General features: G+C 34.7%; 24 protein-coding genes. 11 read left to right on the forward strand and 13 right to left on the reverse strand.

Annotated features, from left to right (window positions below; all coding sequences use genetic code 11):
• The first annotated feature begins 11 nt into the window (after positions 1 to 11).
• The 9 genes from K0R77_RS01015 (at position 12) to K0R77_RS01055 (ending at position 8,573) form a co-directional block, all read left to right on the forward strand.
• Positions 12 to 1,418, forward strand: coding sequence for a hypothetical protein (locus tag K0R77_RS01015; RefSeq protein ID WP_300346340.1), 1,407 nt, complete (start codon positions 12 to 14; stop codon positions 1,416 to 1,418).
• A 361-nt stretch (positions 1,419 to 1,779) separates the two neighbouring features.
• Complete coding sequence (locus K0R77_RS01020; RefSeq protein ID WP_300346342.1) at positions 1,780 to 3,135, forward strand: T9SS type A sorting domain-containing protein; 1,356 nt, start codon at positions 1,780 to 1,782, stop codon at positions 3,133 to 3,135.
• A gap of 171 nt (positions 3,136 to 3,306) precedes the next feature.
• Positions 3,307 to 3,987, forward strand: a complete 681-nt coding sequence (locus tag K0R77_RS01025) for a MarR family transcriptional regulator (protein ID WP_300346344.1) — start codon at positions 3,307 to 3,309, stop codon at positions 3,985 to 3,987.
• A 1-nt stretch (position 3,988) separates the two neighbouring features.
• Positions 3,989 to 5,452: an NAD(P)/FAD-dependent oxidoreductase gene (locus K0R77_RS01030; protein ID WP_300346347.1), complete on the forward strand. Its 1,464-nt coding sequence runs from the start codon at positions 3,989 to 3,991 to the stop codon at positions 5,450 to 5,452.
• 12 nt (positions 5,453 to 5,464) lie between these two features.
• Complete coding sequence (locus K0R77_RS01035) at positions 5,465 to 6,301, forward strand: phytoene/squalene synthase family protein (protein WP_300346349.1); 837 nt, start codon at positions 5,465 to 5,467, stop codon at positions 6,299 to 6,301.
• Positions 6,302 to 6,329: 28 nt separating this feature from the next.
• Positions 6,330 to 6,797: an SRPBCC family protein gene (locus tag K0R77_RS01040; protein ID WP_300346350.1), complete on the forward strand. Its 468-nt coding sequence runs from the start codon at positions 6,330 to 6,332 to the stop codon at positions 6,795 to 6,797.
• A gap of 1 nt (position 6,798) precedes the next feature.
• Positions 6,799 to 7,257: a sterol desaturase family protein gene (locus K0R77_RS01045; RefSeq protein ID WP_300346352.1), complete on the forward strand. Its 459-nt coding sequence runs from the start codon at positions 6,799 to 6,801 to the stop codon at positions 7,255 to 7,257.
• The gene (locus tag K0R77_RS01050) at positions 7,258 to 7,941 is read left to right on the forward strand and encodes a lycopene cyclase domain-containing protein (RefSeq protein ID WP_300346354.1); all 684 of its coding nucleotides are present in this window, start codon (positions 7,258 to 7,260) and stop codon (positions 7,939 to 7,941) included. It begins immediately after the preceding gene.
• A 209-nt stretch (positions 7,942 to 8,150) separates the two neighbouring features.
• Complete coding sequence (locus K0R77_RS01055) at positions 8,151 to 8,573, forward strand: hypothetical protein (RefSeq protein ID WP_300346356.1); 423 nt, start codon at positions 8,151 to 8,153, stop codon at positions 8,571 to 8,573.
• 78 nt (positions 8,574 to 8,651) lie between these two features.
• On the opposite strand, the gene K0R77_RS01060 is transcribed toward K0R77_RS01055, so the two are convergent.
• Together K0R77_RS01060 and K0R77_RS01065 are read right to left on the reverse strand one after the other, a co-directional pair.
• Positions 8,652 to 9,359 carry a DUF421 domain-containing protein gene (locus K0R77_RS01060; protein ID WP_300346359.1) on the reverse strand — a complete coding sequence of 236 codons (708 nt, stop codon included), beginning with the start codon at positions 9,357 to 9,359 and terminating at the stop codon, positions 8,652 to 8,654.
• 150 nt (positions 9,360 to 9,509) lie between these two features.
• Positions 9,510 to 9,776, reverse strand: a complete 267-nt coding sequence (locus tag K0R77_RS01065; protein ID WP_300346361.1) for a hypothetical protein — start codon at positions 9,774 to 9,776, stop codon at positions 9,510 to 9,512.
• Positions 9,777 to 9,970: 194 nt separating this feature from the next.
• On the opposite strand from K0R77_RS01065, the gene K0R77_RS01070 reads away from it, so the two are divergent.
• Positions 9,971 to 10,348 (forward strand): hypothetical protein, encoded by a 378-nt coding sequence (locus tag K0R77_RS01070; protein ID WP_300346364.1) that lies wholly within the window; start codon positions 9,971 to 9,973, stop codon positions 10,346 to 10,348.
• Between the two features lie 106 nt (positions 10,349 to 10,454).
• Positions 10,455 to 11,618 carry a cytochrome c peroxidase gene (locus tag K0R77_RS01075; RefSeq protein ID WP_300346366.1) on the forward strand — a complete coding sequence of 388 codons (1,164 nt, stop codon included), beginning with the start codon at positions 10,455 to 10,457 and terminating at the stop codon, positions 11,616 to 11,618.
• Between the two features lie 63 nt (positions 11,619 to 11,681).
• Here the strand turns inward: K0R77_RS01075 and K0R77_RS01080 are convergent, their stop codons facing one another.
• The 11 genes from K0R77_RS01080 to K0R77_RS01130 form a co-directional block, all read right to left on the reverse strand.
• Positions 11,682 to 12,911 carry a PQQ-dependent sugar dehydrogenase gene (locus tag K0R77_RS01080; protein WP_300346368.1) on the reverse strand — a complete coding sequence of 410 codons (1,230 nt, stop codon included), beginning with the start codon at positions 12,909 to 12,911 and terminating at the stop codon, positions 11,682 to 11,684.
• A gap of 216 nt (positions 12,912 to 13,127) precedes the next feature.
• On the reverse strand, positions 13,128 to 15,338 hold the full coding sequence (locus K0R77_RS01085; RefSeq protein ID WP_300346371.1) for a xanthine dehydrogenase family protein molybdopterin-binding subunit: 2,211 nt from the start codon (positions 15,336 to 15,338) through the stop codon (positions 13,128 to 13,130).
• Positions 15,339 to 15,379: 41 nt separating this feature from the next.
• Positions 15,380 to 16,357 carry a xanthine dehydrogenase family protein subunit M gene (locus tag K0R77_RS01090; protein WP_300346373.1) on the reverse strand — a complete coding sequence of 326 codons (978 nt, stop codon included), beginning with the start codon at positions 16,355 to 16,357 and terminating at the stop codon, positions 15,380 to 15,382.
• On the reverse strand, positions 16,354 to 16,947 hold the full coding sequence (locus tag K0R77_RS01095) for a (2Fe-2S)-binding protein (RefSeq protein ID WP_300346375.1): 594 nt from the start codon (positions 16,945 to 16,947) through the stop codon (positions 16,354 to 16,356). Before K0R77_RS01095 ends, K0R77_RS01090 begins: the two co-directional genes overlap by 4 nt.
• 259 nt (positions 16,948 to 17,206) lie before the next feature.
• Positions 17,207 to 18,013, reverse strand: a complete 807-nt coding sequence (locus K0R77_RS01100) for a DUF4249 domain-containing protein (protein WP_300346377.1) — start codon at positions 18,011 to 18,013, stop codon at positions 17,207 to 17,209.
• 4 nt (positions 18,014 to 18,017) lie between these two features.
• Entirely contained in the window at positions 18,018 to 20,348 is a 2,331-nt protein-coding gene (locus K0R77_RS01105) for a TonB-dependent receptor (RefSeq protein WP_300346379.1), read from the reverse strand.
• A gap of 192 nt (positions 20,349 to 20,540) precedes the next feature.
• Positions 20,541 to 20,906: a response regulator gene (locus K0R77_RS01110; protein WP_300346381.1), complete on the reverse strand. Its 366-nt coding sequence runs from the start codon at positions 20,904 to 20,906 to the stop codon at positions 20,541 to 20,543.
• A gap of 26 nt (positions 20,907 to 20,932) precedes the next feature.
• Positions 20,933 to 21,517 carry a chemotaxis protein CheB gene (locus K0R77_RS01115; RefSeq protein WP_300346383.1) on the reverse strand — a complete coding sequence of 195 codons (585 nt, stop codon included), beginning with the start codon at positions 21,515 to 21,517 and terminating at the stop codon, positions 20,933 to 20,935.
• A 7-nt stretch (positions 21,518 to 21,524) separates the two neighbouring features.
• Complete coding sequence (locus K0R77_RS01120; protein WP_300346385.1) at positions 21,525 to 22,355, reverse strand: protein-glutamate O-methyltransferase CheR; 831 nt, start codon at positions 22,353 to 22,355, stop codon at positions 21,525 to 21,527.
• Between the two features lies 1 nt (position 22,356).
• Entirely contained in the window at positions 22,357 to 22,722 is a 366-nt protein-coding gene (locus tag K0R77_RS01125; protein WP_300346387.1) for a response regulator, read from the reverse strand.
• A 14-nt stretch (positions 22,723 to 22,736) separates the two neighbouring features.
• Positions 22,737 to 26,360 (reverse strand): response regulator, encoded by a 3,624-nt coding sequence (locus K0R77_RS01130; RefSeq protein ID WP_300346389.1) that lies wholly within the window; start codon positions 26,358 to 26,360, stop codon positions 22,737 to 22,739.
• Positions 26,361 to 26,364 lie beyond the last annotated feature (4 nt).

The raw sequence follows: 26,364 nt of genomic DNA on the forward strand, positions 1-26,364 counted from the left end.
GATCGGATAAAATGCGAAGGGTTTTTCTGAAATTTACCTATTTAATTATTTTATTGAGTGTTTTTCTGAAAGCTCAACAATCTGCTCATGTAGAAAAATTCAGAGAAAAAGTTGCCAAAAATTCTAAGCTTTTTACCACCAATATAGATAATGCATATCGGGAAATCGGGGCATTATTACATGAATCGCACATTTTAAAAGATTCTCTTTCTGAAATGAAACTTCTTGACAGAAAATGCCGTTATTTTTACAGCAAAAATCTTACAGACAGTCTTATTATTTCTACAGAAAATTTGCAAATAAAATCTCGTGAATTTGGGGATTCTTATTATCAAGCAATGGCAAATATTTATCTGGCTGAAACTTACTCCATCAACAAGTTTCATGATAAGGCGATTACTTATCTCAATAACGCCTACGATATTTTGAAAAAAGATCAGTCTAAGTCTAAAAAAATATTCTACGCAAAAGCCAATATACTTAACAGTTATTCAAATATTTATCTCGACATTAATGAACCCAGAAAAGCTGCAAAAAAAATTCTTGAAGAAATAAATAGCGGAAAAGAACTTACGGATCCGGAAGAATATGCCAATTTTCAATATTTAAATTATTCTAATCTTGCCAATATCTATATTCAGTACAATATAGATTCTGCAGATTATTATGTGAAAAAATCTATAGAACTAAAACCTAAAGATTTTTCGAACGACAAAACGATGGTTTCTAATTATATTGTTTTGGGTGAGGTAATGAAGTCTAAAGGTGATTTTAAAACTTCAATTGCTAATTTTCATAAAGCACTTTCAATCAGTCAAAAAAATGGCATTGAACTAAATAAGAGCAATATTTATACAGCTTTACAGGAAATTTACGCGAAGACAAAAAATAAAGACAGTGCAGATTATTATCAGCAAAAACTGAAACAGCTTGACTTAAATATTTTACAGAGTAAGTACAACTCGCTTCAAAAAGTAATTGAAAAAGAGAAGATTGAAGAAGATGAAAACAGTTCTCAAAAATTGCTTCTTTTTGGACTTGCTTTTATTGTTCTCGTAGCTGTTTTCGGATTTTTCATGTATATATTTAAAAGAAAAAACAAGAAGGAAACTGATCTTAATTTACAGGAAACTTACAGCCAATTGATCACCTTGGTCAAAAATAAGGATGAATCTTTTATGTTTACTTTTGAAAATATTTTCCCTCAATTTTCAAGTAAATTATTAAACATCAATTCTGATCTTCAACAATCCGAAATTGAATTTTGTGCACTTTTAAAACTTAAATTAACAACCAAAGAAATTGCGCAGTATACCTTCATAGAAACGCGTACAGTACAAAATAAAAAGTACCGGATCAGAAAAAAATTAGAAATTCCTGCAAACGAAGATATTTATCAATTCATAGATAATATTTAATTCATTATATATTATCAGACATCCAAAAGCCATTATCATTAATTAAATGATAATGGCTTTTAGTTATTGAACATTCAACCACATCAAATCAATTTTCACTTCAGAAATTAGAATCAGAAAAAAAAATTATTTCCAGAAATTTACATTTTCTGTATTGTAAATTAATCAAAAATATTGATCATAAGTCATAAAGTATCTAATGAGTATCATATTTAGACTAGAAATCATCAAAATATTTCAGTTTAAACAAATCACCTCCTACATTTGTCAAATGCTTCTTAAGCAATTATCATAACAAAAACTTAATTTCTGAAAACTTAAAAAAATCACATAAAAATTATAAAATTTAAAATCAATTATCATGAAAAAAAACTACTCTCTTACTTTTAAAAGAACACTCCTACTCTTTGGAGTTGCTGTAAATTTTCTTTCTTTAAAAGCTCAACAGTGGGAAAATGTAGGATCTGCAGCCAATGTTTCGGCAGGAGGTTCCAGTTATAATAACCTAGTTGTTGATGGTACAGGAAAATATTATCTTTCTTATTATGACACCTCAGTTTCTAAAGGTTCTGTACAAAAGTTTGAAGGAAGTTCCTGGTCATATTTAGGAGGAACTGCAGGTATTACAACAGGAATTGCACTTTATAATTCTTTGTCTTTGGATGGTTTGGGAAATGTATTTTATACCAATCAAGGAACGGGGTTGGAAGTACGAAAGTTTAGTGGTACGACATGGTCTTCTTTAGCAAGTGCTACAAGTAATACGGTAAATTATCATGCTTCAGCAGTATCACCAGCAAACGTACTCTTCACTTATTCTTCTGACGGATCAGGAACAGTAAGACGATTTGTAAACAATGCTTGGGAACAAGTCGGTAATGTGGGCTTCTCAAGCGGGGCAACTTTTGCAGAAATGGTGATCGGAACTAATAATAAAGTATACACATGTAATATATCAAGCGGGGTAAGAGTTTACGAAAACACCACAACTGCGACATCTACAGACAACTGGATAATGGTTGGAGGCGCGATTGTAGACACATCATCGTCCGGTGAACAGTATACTTCTGATATTGCGATTGACGGGAATAACAATTTATATGTTGCATATATTTCAAATTCTACGAATGGAAGAAAAATAAATGTAAAAAAATGGAATGGTACATCATGGAGCCAAGTTGGTAATGCTAATTTTTCCGCAAAAGCAGTTCAGCATCTTGCCATTACCGTTACCTCAAGCGGAACACCTTATGTTGTTGCCAGTCAATGGGATAGCTCCGATGGAAATCACCTGAAAAATACAGTATATAAGTTTGACAACATAACTGATACGTGGTCTGCTTTTGGAGGAAATTTCGTCTCTGACGATCAGGCAACATATAATGATTTGGCAATAGATCCGGTAAATAATTATCTGGTTCTTGCATATTCACAAGGTACAACCAAAGTGAAGAGAATTTCTTTGTCCAGCTTATCTGTAAATGATACCAAAAAAGAACTTTCAACTATTTACCCTAATCCAACTACAGGAATTATCTATGTGAAAGGAGAAGACAAAATAAAATCAGTTGAAGTTTCTGATGCTGCCGGAAAAGCAATCAAATCTCAAAATGATACTGAAAAAATAGATATTTCAGATGCATCAGCAGGTGTATATTTTGTAACAATAAAGACACAAACAAATAAAACTATCATCAAAAAAATCATTAAAAAATAAAAAGTTTCATATTATCCTTAGAATTTAGAATTAGAGAGAATAAGACTTTGCTTGCAGAGTCTTATTTTTTATTAATAAAAACGTTTTGTGGAATCATTTTTGATAGGATTTAAAATATAAATAAACCTTATTTTAAAATTACTGTATATTTATAAATATAAATTTATTTAAATGGACTTTGACTTAATTAAAGATACTGTCACATTACTCGAAGAATTTAATTTGAGTAATAAAAACGCTTCCTATCCTTCAACAATTGATGGTTTCAAAGCTTGGGTCTTTGATCAGGAATCTCAAAAACAAAACTATGAGAATATGACGGCAGACACAAATTGGGAAGGGAAAGAGCATGGGAGAAGTGCTGAAAGTGCAATTACAACACTTTTACTACATCTCAACCGATATGCAAAATCTTATTCAAAATCTGCAATTTCAGATTCTGATTTCTCTACTCAGGAAGATTTCATTTACCTGATTAATCTTAAAGCTTTCGGAGCAATGTCGAAAATTGATTTAATAAAAAAAAACATTCACGAAAAACCTGTCGGAATTCTGATCATCAACCGGCTTTTGAAGCATGGCTGGATTCAACAGACAGATTCTGTGCAAGATAAAAGAATCAAATTGATAAATATTACAGAAAAAGGTCTGAAAGTTCTCGAAAACCAGATGGGTAAAATTCGTCAGGCAACCAAAATCGTTTCAGGTAATCTTTATCATTCAGAAAAAATGGAATTGATTCGTATTCTTAACAAATTAGATCAGTTTCACCATCCTATTTATCACAAAAATATTGACAGCAAAGATCTTATAGAAACCGTTTATAAAGATTTTTCATTTGAAAATAATTAATATGAAAAAAATAGCGATTATAGGATCAGGATTTTCAGGTTTGTCGGCAGCAGCTTATTCTGCACAGCAAGGTCATCAGGTGCATGTCTTTGAAAAAAACAGCAGTTTAGGGGGAAGAGCAAGGAAATTCACCACAGATAATGGTTATGTTTTCGATATGGGCCCAAGTTGGTATTGGATGCCTGATATTATTGAAAATTTCTTCTCAGATTTTGGTGAAAAAACTTCAGATTATTTTGAATTAATTCCTTTAAATCCTCAGTTTGAAATGGTTTTCTCAGAGACAACGATGCAGATTCCACATGATTATGATGAGATGAAAAATCTTTTTGAAACTACTGAAAAAGGTGCAGGAAAAAAGCTTGATGAATTCATGAAAGACGCCCAATACAAATATGAAGTAGGCATGAAAGAATTCGTTAACAAACCTTGTCATTCCTGGTTTGAATTTGTTTCTCCGAAAATCGCAAAAAGTGCTTTAAAATTAGACTTACTATCTAATTTCCATAAATTTGTAAGAAAATACTTCAGAGATCCAAAACTGATCATGCTGATGGAATTTCCGGTAATTTTTCTGGGAGCAGCTCCGAAAGATATTCCTGCATTGTACAGTTTGATGAATTACGGAGGATACAAACTGGGAACATGGTATCCGGTTGGGGGATTTTCTAAAATCATCGATGCGATGGCAGATATCGCAAAAAAGCAGGGAGTTCACTTTCATTTAAATTCTAATATTGATTCGATAAAGATCAATAAAGATAAAGCAACTTCATTGTCTGTCAATGGAAGAGATATTGAATTTGACATTGTGATTGCATCATCAGATTATCACCACACAGAAAACACTTTACTTCCCAAAGAGTATAGAAATTATACGGAAGATTACTGGAAAAAAAGAACCTTTGCGCCTTCATGTTTAATTTATTATTTAGGATTTAAAGAAAAAATTCCAAATCTGAAACATCATACTTTGTTTTTTGAAAATGATCTGGATCTGCATACAACAGAAATTTATGATGATAAAAAATGGCCTACGAAACCACTTTTTTACGTTTGTTGTCCGTCAAAAACGGATGAAAATGTAGCTCCTGAAAATTGTGAAAATGTATTTCTTCTGATGCCTGTTGCAACCGGTTTGGAAGACAGCGAAGAAATCAGAGAAAAATATTTTGACGAAATGATTCTCAGACTCGAAAAACACACTGGAACTTTAGATCTAAAATCGAAATTAGACTATAAACAAAGCTATTGCATCAAAGATTTTAAAGAAGATTACAACGCATATGAAGGAAATGCATACGGATTGGCAAACACAGTTTCCCAAACAGCAGTTTTAAAACCTTCACTAAAAAATAAAAAAATAAGCAATTTATTTTACACGGGACAATTGACCGTTCCGGGACCCGGAGTTCCGCCGTCGATTATTTCAGGGAAAATTGCAGCCATTGAAGCAACCAAATAAACCAGGATCAATATGAAAAAGCTATTTGATGATCTCTCGTACAAGATCAGTAAACAGACCACCAAACAATACAGTACCAGTTTTTCATTGGGGATCTTGGCATTGTCACCAAAAATCAGAAATTCAATTTATGCAATTTACGGCTATGTGAGACTGGCTGACGAAATTGTAGACAGTTTCCATGATTTTGATAGAGCAAGTCTACTTGCACGTTTCAGAGAACAGACGAATCAGGCTTTGGAAGAAAAAATTTCTTTAAATCCTATTTTGCAATGCTTTCAGGAAACAATTCATCGGTATAAAATTGATTTAGAACTGATTAACCAGTTTCTACACAGCATGGAAATGGATCTTCAGAAAATTGATTACAATTCTGATCTTTACAAACAATACATTTTAGGTTCTGCCGAAGTCGTTGGTTTGATGTGTCTTCACATTTTTGTAGACGGAAATAAAGAGCAGTACGAAATATTGAAACCTTCTGCAATGAAACTCGGGTCGGCTTTTCAGAAAGTTAATTTTTTAAGAGATTTGAAAGATGATTATCAGGTTTTGGGTCGCACTTATTTTCCTAATGTTGATATAACTTTTTTTGACAATTCCGTGAAAGAACACATTGAAAATGATATTCAGCAGGAATTTAAAGAAGCTTTGGAAGGCATTAAAAATTTGCCCAACTCAGCACGTTTCGGAGTTTATCTTGCATATCGATATTACATTTCTCTGTTCAGAAAAATTAAAAAAACACCTGCAAAAAAAATTATCAATCAGAGAATCAGAATTTCAAACGGAAGAAAATTTTCATTAATGATGAGCAGTTATCTACAGTATAAAATATCATATTTATAAGATCAGAAATTTATTTTAAACAAGAAAAATGGTACATCAACTTAAAAGAGAGCAACAATTAAACTGCGATATAGAAACTGCCTGGAAATTTTTTTCATCAGCCAATAATCTTTCTAAAATCACTCCAAAAGATATGAACTTCATTGTTCGTACAAAAATGGAAAGTGATGAAATCTACGAAGGAATGATCATCGATTATTACGTTTCGCCCTTATTAGGAATTAAAATGGATTGGCAGACGGAAATCACACAAGTCAATTATCATCAAAGTTTTACGGACTTTCAAAAAAAAGGGCCTTATAAATTATGGAATCATTTTCATGAATTTATCCCCAACGAAAAAGGCGTTTTAATAAAAGACACTGTAGATTATGAACTTCCGATGGGATTTTTGGGAGAAATTGCCCATAAGCTTTTCGTTAAAAGTAAATTAGAACACATCTTCCTTTACCGATTTAATATCTTGGAAAAAATGTTTAACCAGAAACAAAACTGATATGAATTTCTTGATTGTTGTTGCCACATTTTTTATCATGGAAGGGATCACGTGGATGGTTCACAAATACATTATGCATGGTTTTTTATGGACGCTCCACCGGGATCATCACGACCATAGCAATGATGGTCACATGGAAAGAAACGACTATTTTTTCGCCATTTTTGCGATTCCTACCATTGCAATGATGTATTACGGAACGGTGAATAATTTTAATGCCTATTTTTACATCTCTATCGGAATAACTTTATACGGAATGGCGTATTTTTTTGTTCATGACATCTTTATTCATCAGCGTTTTAAGCTTTTGCGAGACACACAAAATCCTTATTTATTAGCGATAAGACGCGCTCATAAACAGCATCACAAACATACCGGAAAAGAGCAGGGAGAATGTTTTGGATTTTTGTGGGTTCCTGTGAAGTATTTCAAAATGTATTTTAATAAAAATAAGAAGTAAATGTGGCAGTACACGTATTTGGCGATCAACTTTTTTACGGTGATTATTTGTTTTTTGTTTTCATTTCACCCGAAAATAAAGTTTCACAGGCATTTTAAAGCATTTATGATGGCTTCTCTTTTGGTTGCCGTCTTTTTTATTGTTTGGGATGTTTGGTTTACCAAAATCGGTGTTTGGTGGTTTAATGACAGATATCTTATTGGCAGCCGACTTTTCGGACTTCCTATTGAAGAACTCATGTTTTTTATCTGCATCCCGTTTTCCTGCATTTTTACGTATTTCTGTTTAGATAAATTTTTTAAGCTAGACTGGAATCCTGATTTTGAAAGAATATTTGTGATTATTTCTATCACAGTTCTACTTTGCCTTTCAGTCTATTTTGAACAGAGAATTTATCCGTTTGTTACTTTTTTTACAACAGCAATCAGTCTTTTTGTGTTGTATTTTATTTTAAAAGTCAAATGGATTGGAAAAGCATCATTGATTTATTTAATATTAATGCCCGGTTTTTTGGCTGTCAACGGAATTCTCACCGGAAGCGGACTCGATTCTCCTATCGTCAATTATAATCCTGAGTATATTATCGGAATCCGAATTTTTACGATTCCCATAGAAGATACTGTTTATGGTTATGAAATGATTTTATGGAATCTCTATTTTTTTCAAAAATTCAGAACTGAATGAAAAAGATTAAAAATAGAAGTATACAATACAATTATCAAAATAATTTTATCACTGCTATAAGATTTATTTTAATTGAAATTAATTCACTAATCGAAAAATTATTATTATTTAAAAAATTAGCAGTTATTATTCACTTTTGCATACCACACGTTTAATGTAAGGCATAGTATTTGCAACTTCTCTTCTAAACCACTTATACCACAAATATTATGAACGTTACAGATTTAAAAATTAAAAATCTGGTAGATTATAAAGGCCAGATTTTTACAATTACAGAGATTTTTCAGAATGAGAAAAATGAATATTCAGTAAAGATCGAGAATGATTATCAACATCTGGCTGTGCCTGCAGATTCTATTCAACCTATTACAATCAATGAAGACTGGCTGGAGAAATTCGGATTCATGAGAACATACAGTTCAGATCACAGAATCAGATACGAAAGACCGGAAACATTCATCAAATATGATATTGATTTGAGTTCTAAAAAAATCGTTGAAGGATTGAAGATTTACGGAAATACAATCAGATGTAAATATATCCACGAGTTTCAGAATATTTTTTCAAGCCTGTTCGGAAAAGACACAGGAATTTCTATGAAAAGCATTTTCAAGAATGAAGCTATAGCTTAACATCAACACCAAATCTCAATTATATATATGTTTAATTGAAATCCCGACTTTAAATTAAGTCGGGAATTTTTATTTGTTTTAAGTAATTCTTTTTTTATTGCTCGCCTCAACCCAATTTCTTTTTCCACATTTTTTGCAGGTTCCAGCGTTGCCTGTTTGCTTTTCTTCCGTAGATCCACAGAATGTGCAAGAGTAATAACCTTCATTTTCAACAAATTGCAAAGGATAATCCAATGAATGCGGCATTACCGGCAACCCATATTTAACCTCTTTTTCATCATAAAAGAAAACACTGATATCTCCTGAAGTTTCTTCAATTGCTGTTTCTATCTGACCTAAATGTGAAACACCTTTCAATCTTAATTCTGAGAAAAATTCATCACTGCCCAGATTTTCTTTCTTAAAATTATCAATGGCAAAAACTCCATCTTTGATAAGACAAATCGATTTTCCTTCCAATAAATTTTCAAACTTTTTGAACCTTCCGATTAAATAAGTAAAAAGACTGTAAATGCAAATAATAACAATAAAAACAATAATAGAAGACATTATTCCTACATCTTTGTAAAACATAGGATCACCAGCTGCTGAGCCTAAACCAATGATCACAACAAGTTCAAAAACAGATAATTGCTTCACACCTCTTTTTCCCAAAACCCTCAAACCAATGATGATAGTAAGGAACATAATGATCGTTCGTAAAACAATTTCAAGCATGAAAATCCATTCTTCGCTTCCCAAAAGAAATTCTTTCCAATTAAAATTCAAAAAAACAGAGAGATACATAGATGATTATTTGCAACAAAGATGTCAAAAAATAAGCCACATACAATTAGCTTTAAATTAAAAAGCCTCCTGATCTCAAAATTCAGATCAGGAGGCTCTCACTTTTAATATAAAAGTTTAAAGTAATAAATTAAGGAGCGTAGTAAAATTTTATTTTAAATCAAAATAACCTGCATATTTACTCTGCTGAATTTTTGCCATAAAATCATTATAAGCAGGATACTGTATTCCCGTTGCAATATCAATTACAAACTTATTACGATTGGGCTTAAGTCTTAGTCTTATCTGATCGAAACTATAATTATCAACTTCACATAAAAAGTTCTTTATTTCATTGAAATTAATACCGTTTTTTTCAGTCGTTTTCTTAGTTTTCTGAACCGTTGCTTCGTCCAGAAAAAATTTAATTCGTTCCATAAATTTTAGATTTGGTAGTGATTGCTAAGATACGAAATTTTCCTGACATATTTATGATTACAGTCACATTATCAGTATAATATAAATTTTATTTCCCATTAAAATTTATATTATTCAAGACTTAAAAACTAGTTGGATATAATCTTCAGACTGGTCTGAATTTTGTCTTAATATGAACATTAAAAAAAATTGTTATGGATTCTAAAAATATTTCAAGAATTGCATTAGGAACGATGCTTGTCACGGCAGGAATTGCACATCTCACTTTTGGGAGAAAAGAATTTCAGGCACAGGTTCCGGATTGGGTCCCTTTGAAAAAAGACGATACTGTTGTGTATTCCGGAATTGTTGAAATTGCTTTGGGAGCAAGTATTATCGCTACTCCGAAGAAATACCGAAGTCTTTTAGGAAAAATAACCGCAGTATTTTTCACAGCTGTTTTCCCTGGAAATATTTCACAATATAAAAACAGAAAAGACGGTTTTGGGCTAGACACCGATGAAAGAAGAAAGGCAAGATTATTCATGCAACCTATGCTTATCGGCTGGGCTTTAAAATCTATGGAAGACTAAGCTTTAAAAAATTAATAAATCTTCATTTTTTTAATAAAATCATATTCAAATAAATAATATTTGAATCTAATTCAGATTGATTATTTTTGCTGAAATTATCATCAAAATGAAGAATGGGGTAAGCTGGGTTCTGGTTCTATTTTTAACCATTACCCTACTCAACAATTGCCTGCAAACCAAAACATACAAAGAGATCAGGAAAAAGCAATCTTTCATTGATCAGTTAAGGTTTGTGTATTCTTCAAGTGACATTTCGAAATGGCCAAAACCGATTCTTGATCCTTCCGAACCCACTTTTTCCGAAATAGGTCATCTGCCAAAAGTTGAATTTCCATCAGACAATCCTTATTCTGATGAAAAGGCTGCGTTGGGAAGAACTTTGTTTTACGATCCGAGACTTTCAGGTTCTAATCAAATTGCCTGCGCATCATGTCACGACCCCGAATTGGGATGGACAGACAACAGAAAATTTTCTTTTGGGCACGACAGACAATTAGGTAGCAGAAACGCGATGACAATCATGAACATTGCTTATGCAAAGTCTCTTTTTTGGGACGGCAGAGCGGCATCTCTTGAAGATCAGGCAAAAATGCCAATTGAAGATATGAGAGAAATGCATGAGCATATCGATATTGCCACTGAAAAAATTGTAAAAGTAAAAGGTTATGAAATTCTTTTTGAAAAAGCTTTTGGTGACAAAAAAATAACGAAAGACAGAATAGCAAAAGCCATTGCAACTTTTGAACGTACAGTAATAAGTCCACCAAGCCGATTTGATAGATTTATTGATGGTGAAAAAGATATTTTTACCAATGATGAAGTAGTGGGACTTCACCTTTTCAGGACGAAAGCTCAATGCATGAACTGTCACAATTCAGGTTATTTTTCGAATAATCTTTTTGAAAATGACGGAACTTCTCTGCTCAGCTCAGAAAATGAAGATTTGGGACAATATTTAATCACGAAAAAAACTTCGGATGTAGGGAAATTTAGAGTTCCAACATTGAGAGAAGTTACGAGAACAGGACCTTGGATGCACAATGGCTCTTTTAATACTTTAACGGAAGTCATCAATTTTTACAATACCGGAAATCCTGAATCATCTAAGCATAAGAAAACTATTCATGAAGGAGTACCATTAAATTCTGAAAAATCTGATATGCTTAAACTTTTAGATCTTACAAAAGAAGAGATTTTACAATTGGAAGCATTTCTCGGAACATTGAGCACACCAACGGTAAGACCTGCACCGCCTAAACTTCCAAAGTAAAAGTGTAGAACATTCAGAAAATGTCCTTCATGCTCCACACTTGAGATTTAATTAGAATATTTTCTATTGCTTATTTATTTTATATAATCTCCCGGCATCAGTGACAGCATACAAAGCGTTATCAGTACCTTGTGTAACATCTCTGAAACGTTGATTTTCATCGGCAAGTAATCTTTCTTCACCTACAACTTTATTGTTTTCGATAACCAGTCTTACGATGTGCATTCCGCTTAGAGATCCTATGAAAAGATTGTTTTGCCATTCAGGCATATTATTTCCTCTGTAGAATGTCATTCCGCTTGGTGATATCACAGGATCCCAATAATAAACGGGTTGCTGCATTCCTGTTTGCTGTTGAATTCCGTTTCCGATTACTGCACCACTGTATTCTATTCCGTAGGTTATTGTCGGCCATCCATAATTTGCTCCTGCCTGTATACGATTGATTTCGTCTCCTCCTCTCGGGCCGTGCTCTCCCTGCCAAAGATCTCCGGTTACAGGATGAATCGCCATTCCTTGTGGATTTCTATGACCAATACTATACAGTTCAGGTAAAGCTCCGGATTGGGAGAATGTAGGATTTCCTGATGCCGGCTGACCGTCTTTTGTAATGCGTATTATTTTACCGATTGCTGCAGTAACTGATTGCGCTAAAGGTCTCGTAGAAAGGTCAGACCGTTCTCCCGTACTTACAAACAAATTTCCTGTAGAATCAAATAAAATTCTTCCTCCATAATGAAGATTACCCGTTGAAGCAGATGGATTTGCCCTGTAAATAACTGTCGGATTTTCAATAGTTGTTTCAGAATCCGAAAGTCTGCCTTTTGCAACGGCTGTCAAAGTACCACCAGCGACATTTTCAGAAAACACCCAATAAACCATTCTATTCGAAGAAAACTGAGGATCAAGACACAGTCCAAGCAATCCGCCCTGTCCTGTAGAATTTACTGCGGGAAGCCCAGTAATCGGGTTTCCAACCGTTCCAGTATTTGTGACAATTCGCATGGTTCCTGTTTTTTGAGTAATTAATAATCGTCCATCCGGAAGGCTCGTAATTCCCCAAGGCGAAGTAAGCGAAGATGTAAGAACTGTTTTTTGATAAGGTGTTGTGGTCTTTACAGCGTTGATTCTTGTCTGTCCGGCAAATGCCGGAGCGTAATTGGTGTTTGCAGGATTGGTTTCTACGGGCGGAAATGTCTCGCCGTTGTTTCCGCCATTGCCCTCTAAATCATCTATACAATTGACTAAAAGCATCGACGATGCAATCATTAAGTAATGCAGTTTGAATTTCATATTTAAAAAATTTGGTGTTTTAGTGATTTTCATTTCATAATTCAATTATTATTACGAAATATGTAAACGAAAGCATCAAAGTTTAAGCCAAGAAAAGACTTTCAGAAGATTTTGTATAAAAATATGATACGAATTTCATTTTTTGAAAAAACAAAATACCCTTAAAAATTAATTTAAGGGTTCTATTTATTTTAATATAAATTTTAAAGGTTAGGTTTAAACTATTAAATCAGGAGTTATCGGTAAATTTCTAAAACGTTTTCCAGTTGCGTTAAAAATGGCATTCGCAATTGCAGGAGCAGCACCTATAATTCCCACTTCACCTAACCCTTTGGCTCCACTAGGATTCAGATTCGGATCAGGTTTGTTGATAAAAGAAACTTCGATAATCGGAGCATCTGCATTTACAGGGAAATGATAACCCGCTAGATCATTTGCAATGATACTTCCCAATTTCTCGTCAACCGACATTTTTTCCATCAGAGCCATACCAATTCCTCCTACTGCTGCTCCTGAAATCTGGTTGGCTGCAGGTTTTTCATTGATAATTTTTCCGCCATCTACTACAACAACCATTTTATCAATCATCACTTTTCCGGTTTTTGTATTGACTTTTACTTTACAGAAATGAGCAGCTGACGAACAAAAAGAAAATTTATTTCTCTCATCCCCCGGTCCCGATGAAGCTTCTACATCAATTATTTTTAAATTATTTTTCGTGAAAATATCCTGATAAGAAATAAAATTCTCGCCACTTTTCTGAAAAGAAATTCCTGTATCTGAAAGGATAACATCTTTTGCAACAGCATCTTTATATTTTGGGTTTATTTGAGTTGCATATTCTGCTAACTTTATTTTTAAAGCATCACTTACTGCAACTACAGCTCCGCTGATAGAAGACAATCCTGTACTTCCACCCTGACTTCCCGCCGGAGGAAGATCAGAATTTCCAAGTTCAATGGTAATTTTACTTTTAGAAATACCGGAAGTTTCATACATAATATTCTGCATCCCTGTTCCCGTTCCGGTTCCGATGTCGGTCATTGCTGTCTGTAAAACAACATTTCCGTCTTTCGTCATTTTGATTCCTGCGCTGGATTTGTTTCTTCCTGCATTCCACATTCCTACAGCCATTCCGTAACCGATTTTCCAATCGCCTTCTGAAATTGCTCCCGGAGTTGGCTGTCTTAAATTCCAACCAATCATTTTAGCACCTTTTTCAATGGCTTCTTTTAAATAATTTGTAGACCACGGCAATCGCGTTTCCGGATTTTTCTCGAGTGCCAAATTTTTATATCTCAACTCAACAGGATCTGTTTTCAGTTGATAACTCAGTTCATCCAGCGCACTCTCGATAGCAAAATCACCGGTACAATCTCCGGGACCCCGCATCCATGTTGGAGCGCTTAGATTTAACGGGACAACTGCATTTTCAGTTTTAAGATTATCTAATTGATAGATAAGCCTCGTTACTCTTGTAATTCCCTCACTGAAAGGATCATATATTGCACAACCGTTTTTTGCCTGATGGAGAAGTCCTGTAATTTTGCCATCCTGATCGGCTCCAATTTTTATTCTCTGCCAAGATGCAGGTCTGTAACCTACAGAATGAAACATTTGAGGACGGGTTAACATCAGTTTTACGGGTCTTTTTACTTGTTTTGCACCTAAAATTGCAGCTAAAACATGAGGCCAGACTTTTAGCCCTGAACCAAATCCGCCACCGACAAATTCGCTGATCACCTGAATATTTTCAACCGGAATTTCAAATAATCCCGCAAAAGTTTTTTGCACATTATTGACTCCCTGATTTTTATCGTAAAGCCTTAATTTATTCTCTGCATACCAATCTGCAATCGTTGCATGCATTTCCATCGGATTATGGATCTCGGCTGCAATATTGTATTCCTGGTCGACAGAAAATGGTGAACTGCTCCAGCTTTTTTCGTCACCTCTTTCTTTTCCGGTCGGTTTTAATTCAACGGAGTTTTTAGCTTTATTAAAATTAACTTCAAAAGGCTCGGTCGTATATTCAACCTTCACTAATGATGCTGCGTATGTTGCTTCTTCCAATGTTTCGGCAATCACTAAAGCAATGGGCTGACCTTTAAAAAATATTTTATCGGTATGAAAAACCGGCAATCCGAATTTTGACTCCTTTATTTTAGCTTCGTTTGCAAATCCCGGAACGTTTGGTTTTTTAAGATGAGAAATAATGTCAAGAATTCCATCCGACTGTTTCGCCAAATCTAAATTAATCGATTTGATCGTACCTGATGCAATCTCGCTCGTCACCAAAACTGCATGACAAAGATTATCAACTTTATATTCGGCAGCGTATTTCCCTTGTCCTTTTACTTTTGCAACGGCTTCCACACGACCTTCAACAGGTACTATAAATTCAGTTTCATCGTCAAAAAATCCCATGTTTTTAATTTTTAAAATTTGTTAGAAATAAAACTGTTGCTTTATAAATTTACCGCATTACGCAAAGCAAGTTCGATCGCTCCTTTCAACATCGGAACTTTGTATGCATTATTAGAAAGCGGCTTCACTTTTTCTATTACAATTTCAGATGCTTTTTTAAATACTTCATCTGAAGCTTTTTTACCTTTTAAATAACTTTCAGCTTCATGCCATCTCCAAGGCTTGTGGGCGACACCTCCCGAAGCTAATCTTGCTTCTTTGATGGTATCTCCATCCATCTGTAATGCGGAAGCTACAGAAATCATCGCAAAAGCATAAGAAGTTCTTTCACGCAACTTTATGTACGAATATTTTTTATGAAACTCATTTTTCGGAACTTCAATATGAGTTATCAAAGCATTTTGAGGTAAATTATTGTCTAACCAGGGTGTATCTTCCGGCAATTTATGGAAATCTTTAAAGGGAATTGTAAACTGTTTATTTTTAGAATCAACTCCATGAACATTAGCATCCAATGCAACCAAAGAGATACACAAATCTGAAGGATGAACTGCCACACACTGATCACTATACCCTACAATAGCACTCATTTTATTGTCACCATTCAGAGCACTGCATCCACTTCCCTTTTTCCTTTTATTACATGGTGTTGTCACATCATAAAAATACGGACAACGAGTTCTTTGCAATAAATTTCCGGCTGTACTAGCCATGTTTCTGATTTGTGGAGAAGCTCCTGCTAAAACTGCTTTGGTAATCAACGGATAATTTTTAAGCAAATCAGAATTCGTGGTTAAAGTAGTATTACGAACCATCGAACCTATATTCAATGATCTTTCTGACAGTTTAATTTCAGTAGACAATGCGGTAGATACATCAATCATTCCGTCGGGTTGAGCAATATTTTTTTTGAGAAGATCTACAATATTGGTTCCTCCTGCAATGAAATCTTTACCTGAAGTTTTCAATTTTAAAGCTTCAGCAGAAGTTTTTGCTTTTTCAAATATAAATGGTTTCATAATGCTGCTACTTTTTGTATAGATTCAACAATTCCGTTGTAAGCACCACAACGACAAAGATTTCCGCTCATAAATTCTTTAATTTCTTCAACAGAATTGGTGTGTCCTTCTCTTACACAGGCAACTGCAGACATGATTTGTCCGGGAGTACAATATCCGCATTGGAAGCCGTCACATTCGATGAAAGCCTCCTGCATCGGATGAAGTTGATTACCCGCCGATAAACCTTCAATTGTTGTCACTTCTTTTCCGGGAACCATTGCTGCTAAAGTAAGACAACTTAATGCTCTTTCCCCATCAAGATGAACCGTACAAGCGCCGCATTGACCATGGTCGCAACCTTTTTTTGTTCCGGTAAGATCCAGGTTTTCACGAAGAACATCTAATAGTGTTGAGCGGCTGTCAATTTTAATGTCGTGCATTTTTTTATTGACAGAAATTTTTATCGGTAACACACTCTTTTTAGGAAGAATAAAATCTTTAACATCATTGTAAAAAGCTTTTACTGATGTTGGAATTGCGGCAAAAACGGCAGCAATTGCCGTACTCTTGAGAAAAAATCTTCTGCTGTAATTAGTCGGGTCAGACATATCTGATGGATTTTATGATTTGAAGAAGTACTGATTTTAAATAAGATAAAAATATAAGAATTTAAAAACAGATTCACTTACTTTCAAATATAATGAAAACTTCAGGTAAAATTTATTAAAGATATCTGAATTTAAGTAGGTTTTGTGCAATTTATAATGAAAATAAATTATGATTTCACATAAAAAAAAAGTCCAGACAAAATAAAATATTTGCCGGACTTATATTTTAAAGCCGTTTCGCTTAATAATGTGAAATAATTTATTGGATCACATAACTTTTTTTGCTTACGGTATGTGCAGAAAAATATCCCAAAGCACCATTACTGATATTACTTGGCGGATTGGAAGGTGTGATTCCACCACCGGGACCGCCACCGTCGATAATCTGCAGTAATGAAGTAAAATAAGTGTAAACATTGGTGTCAATACACTGCATTTCAACATAAATGGTATCTCCTACTTTGGTTTTCTGACCATTACCATCTTCGTCGTCATTTGGCAACAATAAAGGTCTTTGATTGACGGCTCCATTATTGACATTATCAGAAAATGCTTCAAACATTTTACCAGAATTATTCACTGAAAAACTGAAAAGATATCTGTTTCCTAACTCCGCAGGATCTGTAAAAACAGGCAAAAGCGTGTATGATAATTCACCTGCAACCATAAAGGAATCCTGCTGGAGATTGTCGAGCAAAACAGGTTGAGGCATGGTGCTTTTTGCGGTATAATCCTTCCCTTCTGCAGAAACTTTCAGGGTATAAGTTCTTCCCGGAGCTGTAGTAAAATTTGTAGTTTCATAAAATCCTTCACCCACATGATTTAATGTTTCGGTTTGTCCGGTATCGTCGCTTAAAACTACAACAGCATTACTTACAATCGGATAGGTATTATTGGTCGTAAATGCTACCGATTTGGTAATTTTCACGTAATATGGTCCTGCCTGATCAGTTAAATTTCCTTCGATCACAATATTTCCGCTTTTGTCGTCAAGGTCGAGATCAATTTCTTTTTCACATGCAGTAAACAAAAAAAGAGATATGATGATTAAAAATATATTTTTCATGGCATTAAAATTTGAAATTATAAGTTACGTTCGGAACAAATTTAAAAAGTGAAGTCTGCATTGCACGAGTCGTTCCGGGTTTGTCGGGATTGTCTTCAAATGTAATGGTGTATGCATTTTCTCTTCCGTACAGATTGTAAATTCCGAATGACCATGAACTTTGAAAACGTTTGTTTTTTCCCGGCTCGTACGTTGCACTCAAATCTAATCTGTGATACGCAGGCATTCTGTCGGCATTTCGGGAGCTGTATTGAAAAATTGTCTGTTCCTGCAATTCGTATTTTCCTGTCGGGAAAGTCACTGCGTTTCCTGTACTGTAGACAAACAGTCCAGAAAATGACCATTTTGGATTCAATTCGTAAGTTGCAACAACTGCTAAATCATGGGTTTTATCTTGTCTGGCGTTGTACCAGTTATTATCGTTGATTCCGTTTATTTTTCTTTCAGTTTTTGATAAGGTATAGGAAATCCAGCCTGTCAGTTTCCCGCTTTTCTTTTTAGCAATGAGTTCTAAACCGTACGCTCTTCCTTTTCCAAATAACAATTCTCCTTCTACATCTGCTGCGGCATCAAAAGTAATTTCTGCACCATTTTTAAAATCAATCTGATTCTGCATCGATTTGTAATAAACTTCTGCATTGATTTCGTAATTATTATTGTTGAAATTTCTGCTGTAACCGGCACTGATCTGATCTGCGATTTCGGGTTTTACGGTATAGCTGCTCCCAATCCATTGATCCGTGGGATTTCCGCTGCTGCTATTGCTGAGTAAGTGCAGGTTTTGAGTGTTTCTTGCATATCCACCTTTGATACTGCTTACTTCATCGATTCTGTAATTGGCTGTAATTCTAGGCTCAAGATTAACATATGTTTTTCCGAATTTTCCTTTTTCCAGAAATTTACTGTCAGTTAAAACTCCATTGTCATAGGTATTAAATGTATCTCCACCCAAAACACTGAACATGGATAGTCTTAAACCATAATTAACCGTAAGTTTTTCTGTAGCTTTAAAATCATCATTGATGTATAATGCATTTTCCCAGGAATACCTTGAATTTCTCGGAAAACTGCTCACACTCGTTCCCGAAGCACTGCTTGGAGTAATTGTATGATAAATTGACTGCAAACCAAAACGGACGGAATGTTTATTCCCTGCAAACCAGCTGAAATCCTGCTTCAGATTCCAATCCTGAATCTGAGAATCTAAACCAAAAGTATTATCGTTGCTAGAAAGACTGACTTTGTAATCGTAATTACTGTAGATGAATGACGTGTTTGAGAATAATTTGCTGTTGATGATACTGTTCCACCGTACTGTTGCTGTTGTGTTCCCCCAATCTGTGGCAAAAGTATTTCCTAATCCCAGAACATCTCTTCCAAAATATCCCGAAACATACAGACGGTTGTTTTCATTAATCTGATAATTGGCTTTTAAATTTAGATCATAAAAATAAAGCTTACTGTCTTTAAAATCATCGGTAGCTTTCAGAAAAACATCGGCATAAGTTCGTCTTCCGGAAACAATGAAAGAAGATTTTTCTTTCTGAATCGGTCCTTCTACACTCAGTCGGCTGCTGATTAAACCAATTCCTCCGTTGACATTATAATCTTTGTTGTTTCCGTCTTTCATTTTTACATCCATCACCGAAGAAAGACGACCACCGTATTGCGCAGGGCTGTTTCCTTTGATGATACTCGCATCTTTCAGTGCGTCACTATTAAATGTGCTGAAAAATCCTAACAAATGCGATGCATTGTAAACAGGTGCTTCATCCAGCAAAATTAAATTCTGATCGGTTGCCCCTCCTCTTACACTGAATCCGCTGCTGCCTTCACCATTGCTTTTGATTCCAGGTAAAAGCTGAATGGTTTTCAAAACATCTTTTTCGCCAAATAAGACGGGAAGTTTTTCTATGCTTTTAATACTTAAAGTTTCTGTTCCCATTTGAGCAGAAGTCAGATTTTTATCTTTTTTCACTGCTGAAATGACAACTTCGTCAATCTGTGCAGTTCGTTCTGTTTCCTGAGAAAGAATTAAATCTAATTTTACATTCTGATCAAGCTGAATTTTCTGTTTGTAAGCTTCATAACCTCCATATGCAACTGCTACTGTATAATTTCCCTGCGGAAGCGAAAGTGAGTAAAAGCCATATTCGTTGGCAACGACACTCACACTGGGATCTTCTTCTACTTTTACGGTCACTCCGATGAGGAGCTCACCATTTTTACCGTCTCTTACTGTTCCGCTGATCGTCCGTCGTTCCTGGGCAAAAGCTGTAATGCTGAAAACCGAGAGCCCGATCGTGGCAAAAATTCTACAATAGATTGCTTGCATTCTTAGATGTTTATTAGAAATAGTTTTTAAAAAAAATAAAAGCCTAAAGATAAGCTTTAATTAAGTGGACCTGAAAGTGAATAAACGGATAATTGGGTTTTAAATTGTCTTTGTTTGTGTGAAATCTTGTTCATAAAAAAATCCTCACTTTAAAAATGAGGAATTTGAAAATATCTTAAAAAAGAATTTAAGTTAATTCTTGATATGCTTTGCCACCTTTTCTTCTAAATCTTCTAAGTTAAAAGGCTTTGCAACATAATCGTCAGCTTGTGCGCTTTCGGCAAGAGCGACGATGTCATTATTTGCAGTCACATAGATGACAGGAATATTTTTGTACTGTTCGTGACTTTTTAAAAGTCTGGTTGCTTCCACTCCACCGATGTTGGGAATCCAATTGTCCATAAGGATAACATCTGGCTCAAATTGTGAAACTTTTTGTATAATGTCGTGTGACGTTTCTGAAATTTCGACATGATATCCACCTTCCTCAAAAATGATACTGATCACTTCAAGAATAACTTTATCATCATCAAAAATCAAAATTTTCTTTCTGTCCATATCTTTATTATTTGTTTAATTTTAAATTATTTGTTTGTAGCTAATTTGTTTATATGTTTTGCCAAATCTTTCGGTTCGATCAGCAAATCGTAATCTACCCGCTCAAATGCCTGTCTTGGCATATAATCAACTTCGGCAGATCCCGGATTTTGAATCCAGACTTTTCCTTTATTTTTTCTAATATAATTTAAACCTTCCACCCCATCTGCATTGGCTCCTGAAAGAAGAACACCTATAACGCTTTCGCCGAAAGTTTCGCCGGCAGATTTGAAGGTGACATCTATCGAAGGTCTTGAATAATTCATCTTTTCTGAACTATCCAACGACATCGTTTTTTTATCTTCAAACAGCAAGTGGTAATCTGCAGGAACTATATAAATTTTATTATTTTCTATTTCAGTCTTATCTTCAACTTCAATCACTTTCCAAAGAGTAAATTGCTGCAACAAAGTCGGAAGAATACTTGTAGAATATGCCTTTCTGTGAACCACCAGCAAAACCGGAAAACCTAGATTCTCATCCAGATTTTTGATCATTTCCAAGATAACCTGCAGGCTTCCGGCAGATCCTCCGATGACGATCAATTCAGTTTTACTTATTGGTGTTTCCATTACTGAATTAGTTATGATCTATTTTTTTCCAGATTTTCTGATCCTCAATCTGATGATAGAATTTATCTAAATTGGAAAAACGTATTGTTTCTTTTGAGCCTAAAGCTAAGAAGCCCAAATTTTCCAGACTTGCATCAAAAAGATTGAAAACCCTTTCCTGCAAAGCTTTTTCGAAATATATCATCACATTTCTGCAGATAATTAACTGAAAGCTGTTAAACGAACTGTCAGAAACCAGATTATGTGTAGATAAAATCAGTTTTTCCTGAAGACTTTTATCAAACCTTGCGCTGTCATAATTCGCAGTATAATAATCTGAAAAATCTTCTTTTCCACCTGAAAGCATATAATTTTCAGAGTAAATTTTCATTTGATTCATCGGGAAAACTCCTGATCTCGCCGTTTCCAAAACTGAAGGATTGATATCTGTTGCATAGATCAGACATTTATGATATAGATTGGCTTCTTTTAATAAAATCGCCATCGAATACGCCTCTTCACCTGTAGAACAACCTGCAACCCAGATTCGAATCAAAGGATAAGTTCCCAGCTGAGGCAAAATTTCTTCTCTTAATTTTTTAAAAAATTGCGGATCGCGGAACATTTCTGTCACATTCACTGTAATTTCTTCGATAAAATGTTTGAGATAATCCGGATCATTGATAATGGTATATCGCAATTCTGCAAAGCTTGTAAAACGGTCAATGAGACAAATACGATTGACTCTGCGTTTGAAAGATGCTCTGCTGTACAAAGAAAAATCGTATCCGTACAAATCGTATACATCTTTGATCAGATATTCTATTTCTTCATCTCTTACGATACTTGGCTCCAGCATTTTAAGACAGTTTTTCTATTGATGTTAATAATTTGTCTACGTCAATCGGTTTTTTTACATAATCCTGAGCTCCTGCATCAAGACATTTCTGTCGGTCTTCTTCCATCGCCTGAGCGGTTACCGCAATTACCGGAATATGCTGTATTGCAGGTGTCTGACGAATGATTTTTAAAGCTTCGTAACCATCCATTTCAGGCATCATCATATCCATTAGAACGACTCCGATTTCGGGATCATTTTTTAAAATCTGAATAGCTTCCTGCGCCATTGTACAGGTTTCCATCCTGAAACCACGGGCTTTCAGGGTTAGTTTTAAGGCAAATATATTCCGTGGATCATCATCCACAATCAAAATTTTCTTCTTCATAAAAAATCTGTGGTTTAACTTTCATACAGCCAGACACGCAGAAGAGACAGCAACTGATCTATATCTACAGGTTTTGTGATATAATCTGATGCACCTGCCAGAATACATTTGTCACGGTCACCAATCATTGATTTTGCTGTTACAGCAATGATCGGAAGTCTTTTAAACTTCGACATTTTTCTGATTTCCTGAATGGTTTCGTAACCGTCCATATTTGGCATCATCATATCCATCAAAACTACGTCTACATCAGGATGTTCTTTAATCTGTTCCAAAGCCTGAACGCCGTCCATCGCCAAAACAACTTCTACTTTATATTTTTCTAAGGCTTTCGTTAATGAGAAAATATTTCGAACATCATCATCGGTGATCAATATTTTTTTACCGCTCAGAACTTCGGTTAATGAACCTAAAGTTTTGTTTCTGATGGTTTCCACTGAGCTGTTTTTTTCCTCTACCAAGTGTAAAAATAATCCGACTTCATCTAAAATTCTTTGATAAGAATGTGCCGTTTTTACTACGATTGAATCAGCATATTGCTTGATTTTAAGCTCTTCAGAGGTCGAAAGGTTTCTTTCTGTAAAAATAATAATCGGCAGATTTTCTAATCCCTCATAACTTTTAATAGATTCGATAATTTTATAGGCATTTCTCCTGTTTGCTCCTATGTCTAAAATCACACAATCTACTCCATTGGTATTGAATGCTCGCACACTGTCTTCCACATTATCTTCAACAGATAACGAAATATCAAAATTGCTCAAAAAATACGATAATGCACTTGCGTGTTTCGCATTTTCTTCCACGATAAGAACTTTTTGCGGAGATTTTTTCAGTGCATCTTCAATTTTTTTGAAAACATCCGTCATTTGTTCCATTGCAACAGGTTTATTAATGAAATCAATGGCTCCTTTCATCAGACTTTCCTGTTTTACATGAAGTGACGACATCATGTGAACAGGAATTGGTTTTGTCTGAGGATTTGATTTGAGTTCTTCCATTACTTTCCAGCCGTCTTTTACAGGAAGCTGTACATCCAGTAAAATCGCTGCAGGACGATACTGCATTGCAGCAGATAACGCCTGATCACCACGAACAACAACAATACCTTTATAACTATTCATTCTCGCAAATTTCAATAATGCTTTGGCAAAATTGGTATCGTCTTCAATGATTAAAATAACTTTATCATCTTTTGAAATATTTTCTCTGTCGTCATCTACATCTTCGGGAATTTCTAAATGATTGAATGCAGTGGTGACATTACTTTCCTCGTAATCGATAATATTTTTGATTTCTTCAACATCTTCTAAAATAACATCAACTAAATTCTGATCAGAATTTACACTTAAATTCATCTGATTCCCTTTTAGTTTTTCACTCACCGGAATGATTAAACTGAACTCACTTCCTTCGTTGACCTTACTTTTCAGATCTAAATAACCACCTAATAATTTTGCGATTTCACGGCTGATAGACAATCCCAAACCTGTTCCGCCAAATTTACGCTGTGTAGATCCATCGGCCTGCTGAAAGGCTTCAAAGATAATTTTCTGCTTATCATCGGGAATTCCGATACCTGTATCTTTTACGGAGAAAATTATAAAATCTTTATTTTTCGGATCTTTTTTAATGTTTAAGGCTACGCTTCCTTCTTTTGTGAATTTCAAAGCATTAGACAATAGATTTCTTAAGACCTGATCCAAACGTAAACGATCTGTTTCAAGGCTTTTTTCCAAACCGTTTTCGATATTGATATTAAATTCAATTCCTTTTTCTTTCACTAAAGGATTGATCAAATTTTTCAGATCTTTCACCACTTCATCAATCTCAACATTCTGATATTCCAGAGACATTTTTCCTGATTCTATCTTTGCCAGATCCAAAATCTCATCAATCAAAGTCAACAAACTGCTTCCCGAGCTCTGAATAACTTTTGCCGATTCTATCTGATCTTCATTCAGATTTTCATCAGGATTTTCAGCCATCAGGCGAGACAAAAGAAGGATTGAATTCAATGGTGTTCTCAATTCGTGCGACATATTTGCCAGGAATTCAGACTTATACTGTGTGCTTAAAGCTAATTCTTCCGCTTTTCTTTGAATTTCAATATTACGCTCAGCAATCAGGTGATTTTTTTCTTCAAGTAATTTCGAACGTTCTTCCAGTTCGGTATTGGTCTGCATCAGTTCTTCCTGCTGCACTTTCAGCTCTTCTTCCGACGCCTGAAGTTTTTGAGTCTGTGCCTCAAGCTCCGTATTCAGGTTTTCCAATTCAGAATGCTGCACCTGCAGTTCTTCTGATTGAGCCTGAGTTTCCTCAAGTAATCTCTGTTCTTTTTCACGGCTTTTGGCTGCACGTATGGCAATGGTAATATTTCTGCAACTCTCAACAAAATATTCGATTTTATCCTGATCGAAATTAGTGCCTGAACTTAATTCCAAAACACCAAGTATCTGTCTATCCGAAATTACAGGAATCAGGAGAATCGCATTGATTTTCATCTTACTGCTTGCAAATGTAACTGCAAAATCGTTTTCATCTAAATCATTATATACTTTGGGTTTTTTCTGAACAAAAACCTGTCCCACCATTCCTTCTCCGGGTGCAAAGAACTGTTTCATAGTACTTTCCAGACCAAAAGAGCCGCTGAGTTTTAATCTTTCTTCATCAATAAGATAAATTGCCCCATTAATACAATTTCCGTATTCGATAAGCTGATTAAGAGCATCATTACTAATCTGTTTCACAGATTTATTTCCGACCAAAGCTTCATTCAATAAAGCCAAACCTTTTTGCCTCCAGTCGCTTTTATTAATCTCATCAAAAGATTTTTTGAGAGATTCTGTCATATGATTCAGAGATTCTACCAGATCACCGAGATCGTCTGCAGAATCATCTGTGAGCTTCTGACTGTAATCACCATTGGCAACACGATTTGCAACCTGCTGAATGACACTTACTCTTCTTGAAATTTCAATATCTTTCTGTTTTAGTTCTTTTTCTAACTTATCTCTACGAAGCAAGTCGTTACGTAATTTCACATAGAAAAATATGGTTACAAAAACTGCTGCTAAAGATGAAAAAATGATGAATAATACCGTAGTTTTTGATGAACTGTCAAGATCTTTATTCTTTTTTTCGAGTCCGTTTTCCTCAAAGTTTACAAAATCCTGCACAAGTGAGCGACATTTGTCCATATACAATTTGCTCATCTCAATTTGTTCCTGAGTCATCTCGATCCCTTTTCGCCTGTTATCGACAAAAAACTTCAAATTTTTGATATTGGCATTTACATTTTCTTCCAGACTTTTCAGACGCAATAGCTGAGACTGGTCTGTAATCTCCAGAGATTTTACACGCTCTATAGATTTAGAATATTCCTGCAAACTTGTATTGTAAGGATCTAAAAAACTTTCTTTTCCGGTAAGCTGGTAGCCCCGGTTTCCGGTTTCTGCATCCAGAAGTGCTATTAAAACATCTTTTACAGCCGTTACAGATCTCCTGCTTTTGGAAACACTTTCGCGATGCTTCATCTGATTTCTGATGCTCCAATATGATGCGACCGAACTCGCAATTAAAATAAGTAAGGAAAATCCAATTCCAAATTGAAGATTTCTTATGACTTTTTTCGGCATAAAA

Origin of the sequence: Chryseobacterium sp. (assembly GCF_029240215.1) — a bacterium.
In the GTDB taxonomy this organism is placed as follows: domain Bacteria; phylum Bacteroidota; class Bacteroidia; order Flavobacteriales; family Weeksellaceae; genus Chryseobacterium.

Excerpts from the sequence above, each read along its gene's own strand:
- K0R77_RS01075 (WP_300346366.1), top strand. The coding sequence starts at position 10,455 with ATGAAGAATGGGGTAAGCTGGGTTCTGGTTCTATTTTTAACCATTACC.
- K0R77_RS01025 (WP_300346344.1), top strand. The coding sequence starts at position 3,307 with ATGGACTTTGACTTAATTAAAGATACTGTCACATTACTCGAAGAATTT.
- K0R77_RS01125 (WP_300346387.1), bottom strand. The coding sequence starts at position 22,722 with ATGAAGAAGAAAATTTTGATTGTGGATGATGATCCACGGAATATATTT.
- K0R77_RS01065 (WP_300346361.1), bottom strand. The coding sequence starts at position 9,776 with ATGGAACGAATTAAATTTTTTCTGGACGAAGCAACGGTTCAGAAAACT.
- K0R77_RS01105 (WP_300346379.1), bottom strand. The coding sequence starts at position 20,348 with ATGCAAGCAATCTATTGTAGAATTTTTGCCACGATCGGGCTCTCGGTT.
- K0R77_RS01055 (WP_300346356.1), top strand. The coding sequence starts at position 8,151 with ATGAACGTTACAGATTTAAAAATTAAAAATCTGGTAGATTATAAAGGC.
- K0R77_RS01120 (WP_300346385.1), bottom strand. The coding sequence starts at position 22,355 with ATGCTGGAGCCAAGTATCGTAAGAGATGAAGAAATAGAATATCTGATC.
- K0R77_RS01130 (WP_300346389.1), bottom strand. The coding sequence starts at position 26,360 with ATGCCGAAAAAAGTCATAAGAAATCTTCAATTTGGAATTGGATTTTCC.
- K0R77_RS01095 (WP_300346375.1), bottom strand. The coding sequence starts at position 16,947 with ATGTCTGACCCGACTAATTACAGCAGAAGATTTTTTCTCAAGAGTACG.
- K0R77_RS01100 (WP_300346377.1), bottom strand. The coding sequence starts at position 18,013 with ATGAAAAATATATTTTTAATCATCATATCTCTTTTTTTGTTTACTGCA.
- K0R77_RS01035 (WP_300346349.1), top strand. The coding sequence starts at position 5,465 with ATGAAAAAGCTATTTGATGATCTCTCGTACAAGATCAGTAAACAGACC.
- K0R77_RS01115 (WP_300346383.1), bottom strand. The coding sequence starts at position 21,517 with ATGGAAACACCAATAAGTAAAACTGAATTGATCGTCATCGGAGGATCT.
- K0R77_RS01040 (WP_300346350.1), top strand. The coding sequence starts at position 6,330 with ATGGTACATCAACTTAAAAGAGAGCAACAATTAAACTGCGATATAGAA.
- K0R77_RS01045 (WP_300346352.1), top strand. The coding sequence starts at position 6,799 with ATGAATTTCTTGATTGTTGTTGCCACATTTTTTATCATGGAAGGGATC.
- K0R77_RS01070 (WP_300346364.1), top strand. The coding sequence starts at position 9,971 with ATGGATTCTAAAAATATTTCAAGAATTGCATTAGGAACGATGCTTGTC.
- K0R77_RS01060 (WP_300346359.1), bottom strand. The coding sequence starts at position 9,359 with ATGTATCTCTCTGTTTTTTTGAATTTTAATTGGAAAGAATTTCTTTTG.
- K0R77_RS01080 (WP_300346368.1), bottom strand. The coding sequence starts at position 12,911 with ATGAAATTCAAACTGCATTACTTAATGATTGCATCGTCGATGCTTTTA.
- K0R77_RS01015 (WP_300346340.1), top strand. The coding sequence starts at position 12 with ATGCGAAGGGTTTTTCTGAAATTTACCTATTTAATTATTTTATTGAGT.
- K0R77_RS01050 (WP_300346354.1), top strand. The coding sequence starts at position 7,258 with ATGTGGCAGTACACGTATTTGGCGATCAACTTTTTTACGGTGATTATT.
- K0R77_RS01110 (WP_300346381.1), bottom strand. The coding sequence starts at position 20,906 with ATGGACAGAAAGAAAATTTTGATTTTTGATGATGATAAAGTTATTCTT.
- K0R77_RS01030 (WP_300346347.1), top strand. The coding sequence starts at position 3,989 with ATGAAAAAAATAGCGATTATAGGATCAGGATTTTCAGGTTTGTCGGCA.
- K0R77_RS01085 (WP_300346371.1), bottom strand. The coding sequence starts at position 15,338 with ATGGGATTTTTTGACGATGAAACTGAATTTATAGTACCTGTTGAAGGT.
- K0R77_RS01020 (WP_300346342.1), top strand. The coding sequence starts at position 1,780 with ATGAAAAAAAACTACTCTCTTACTTTTAAAAGAACACTCCTACTCTTT.
- K0R77_RS01090 (WP_300346373.1), bottom strand. The coding sequence starts at position 16,357 with ATGAAACCATTTATATTTGAAAAAGCAAAAACTTCTGCTGAAGCTTTA.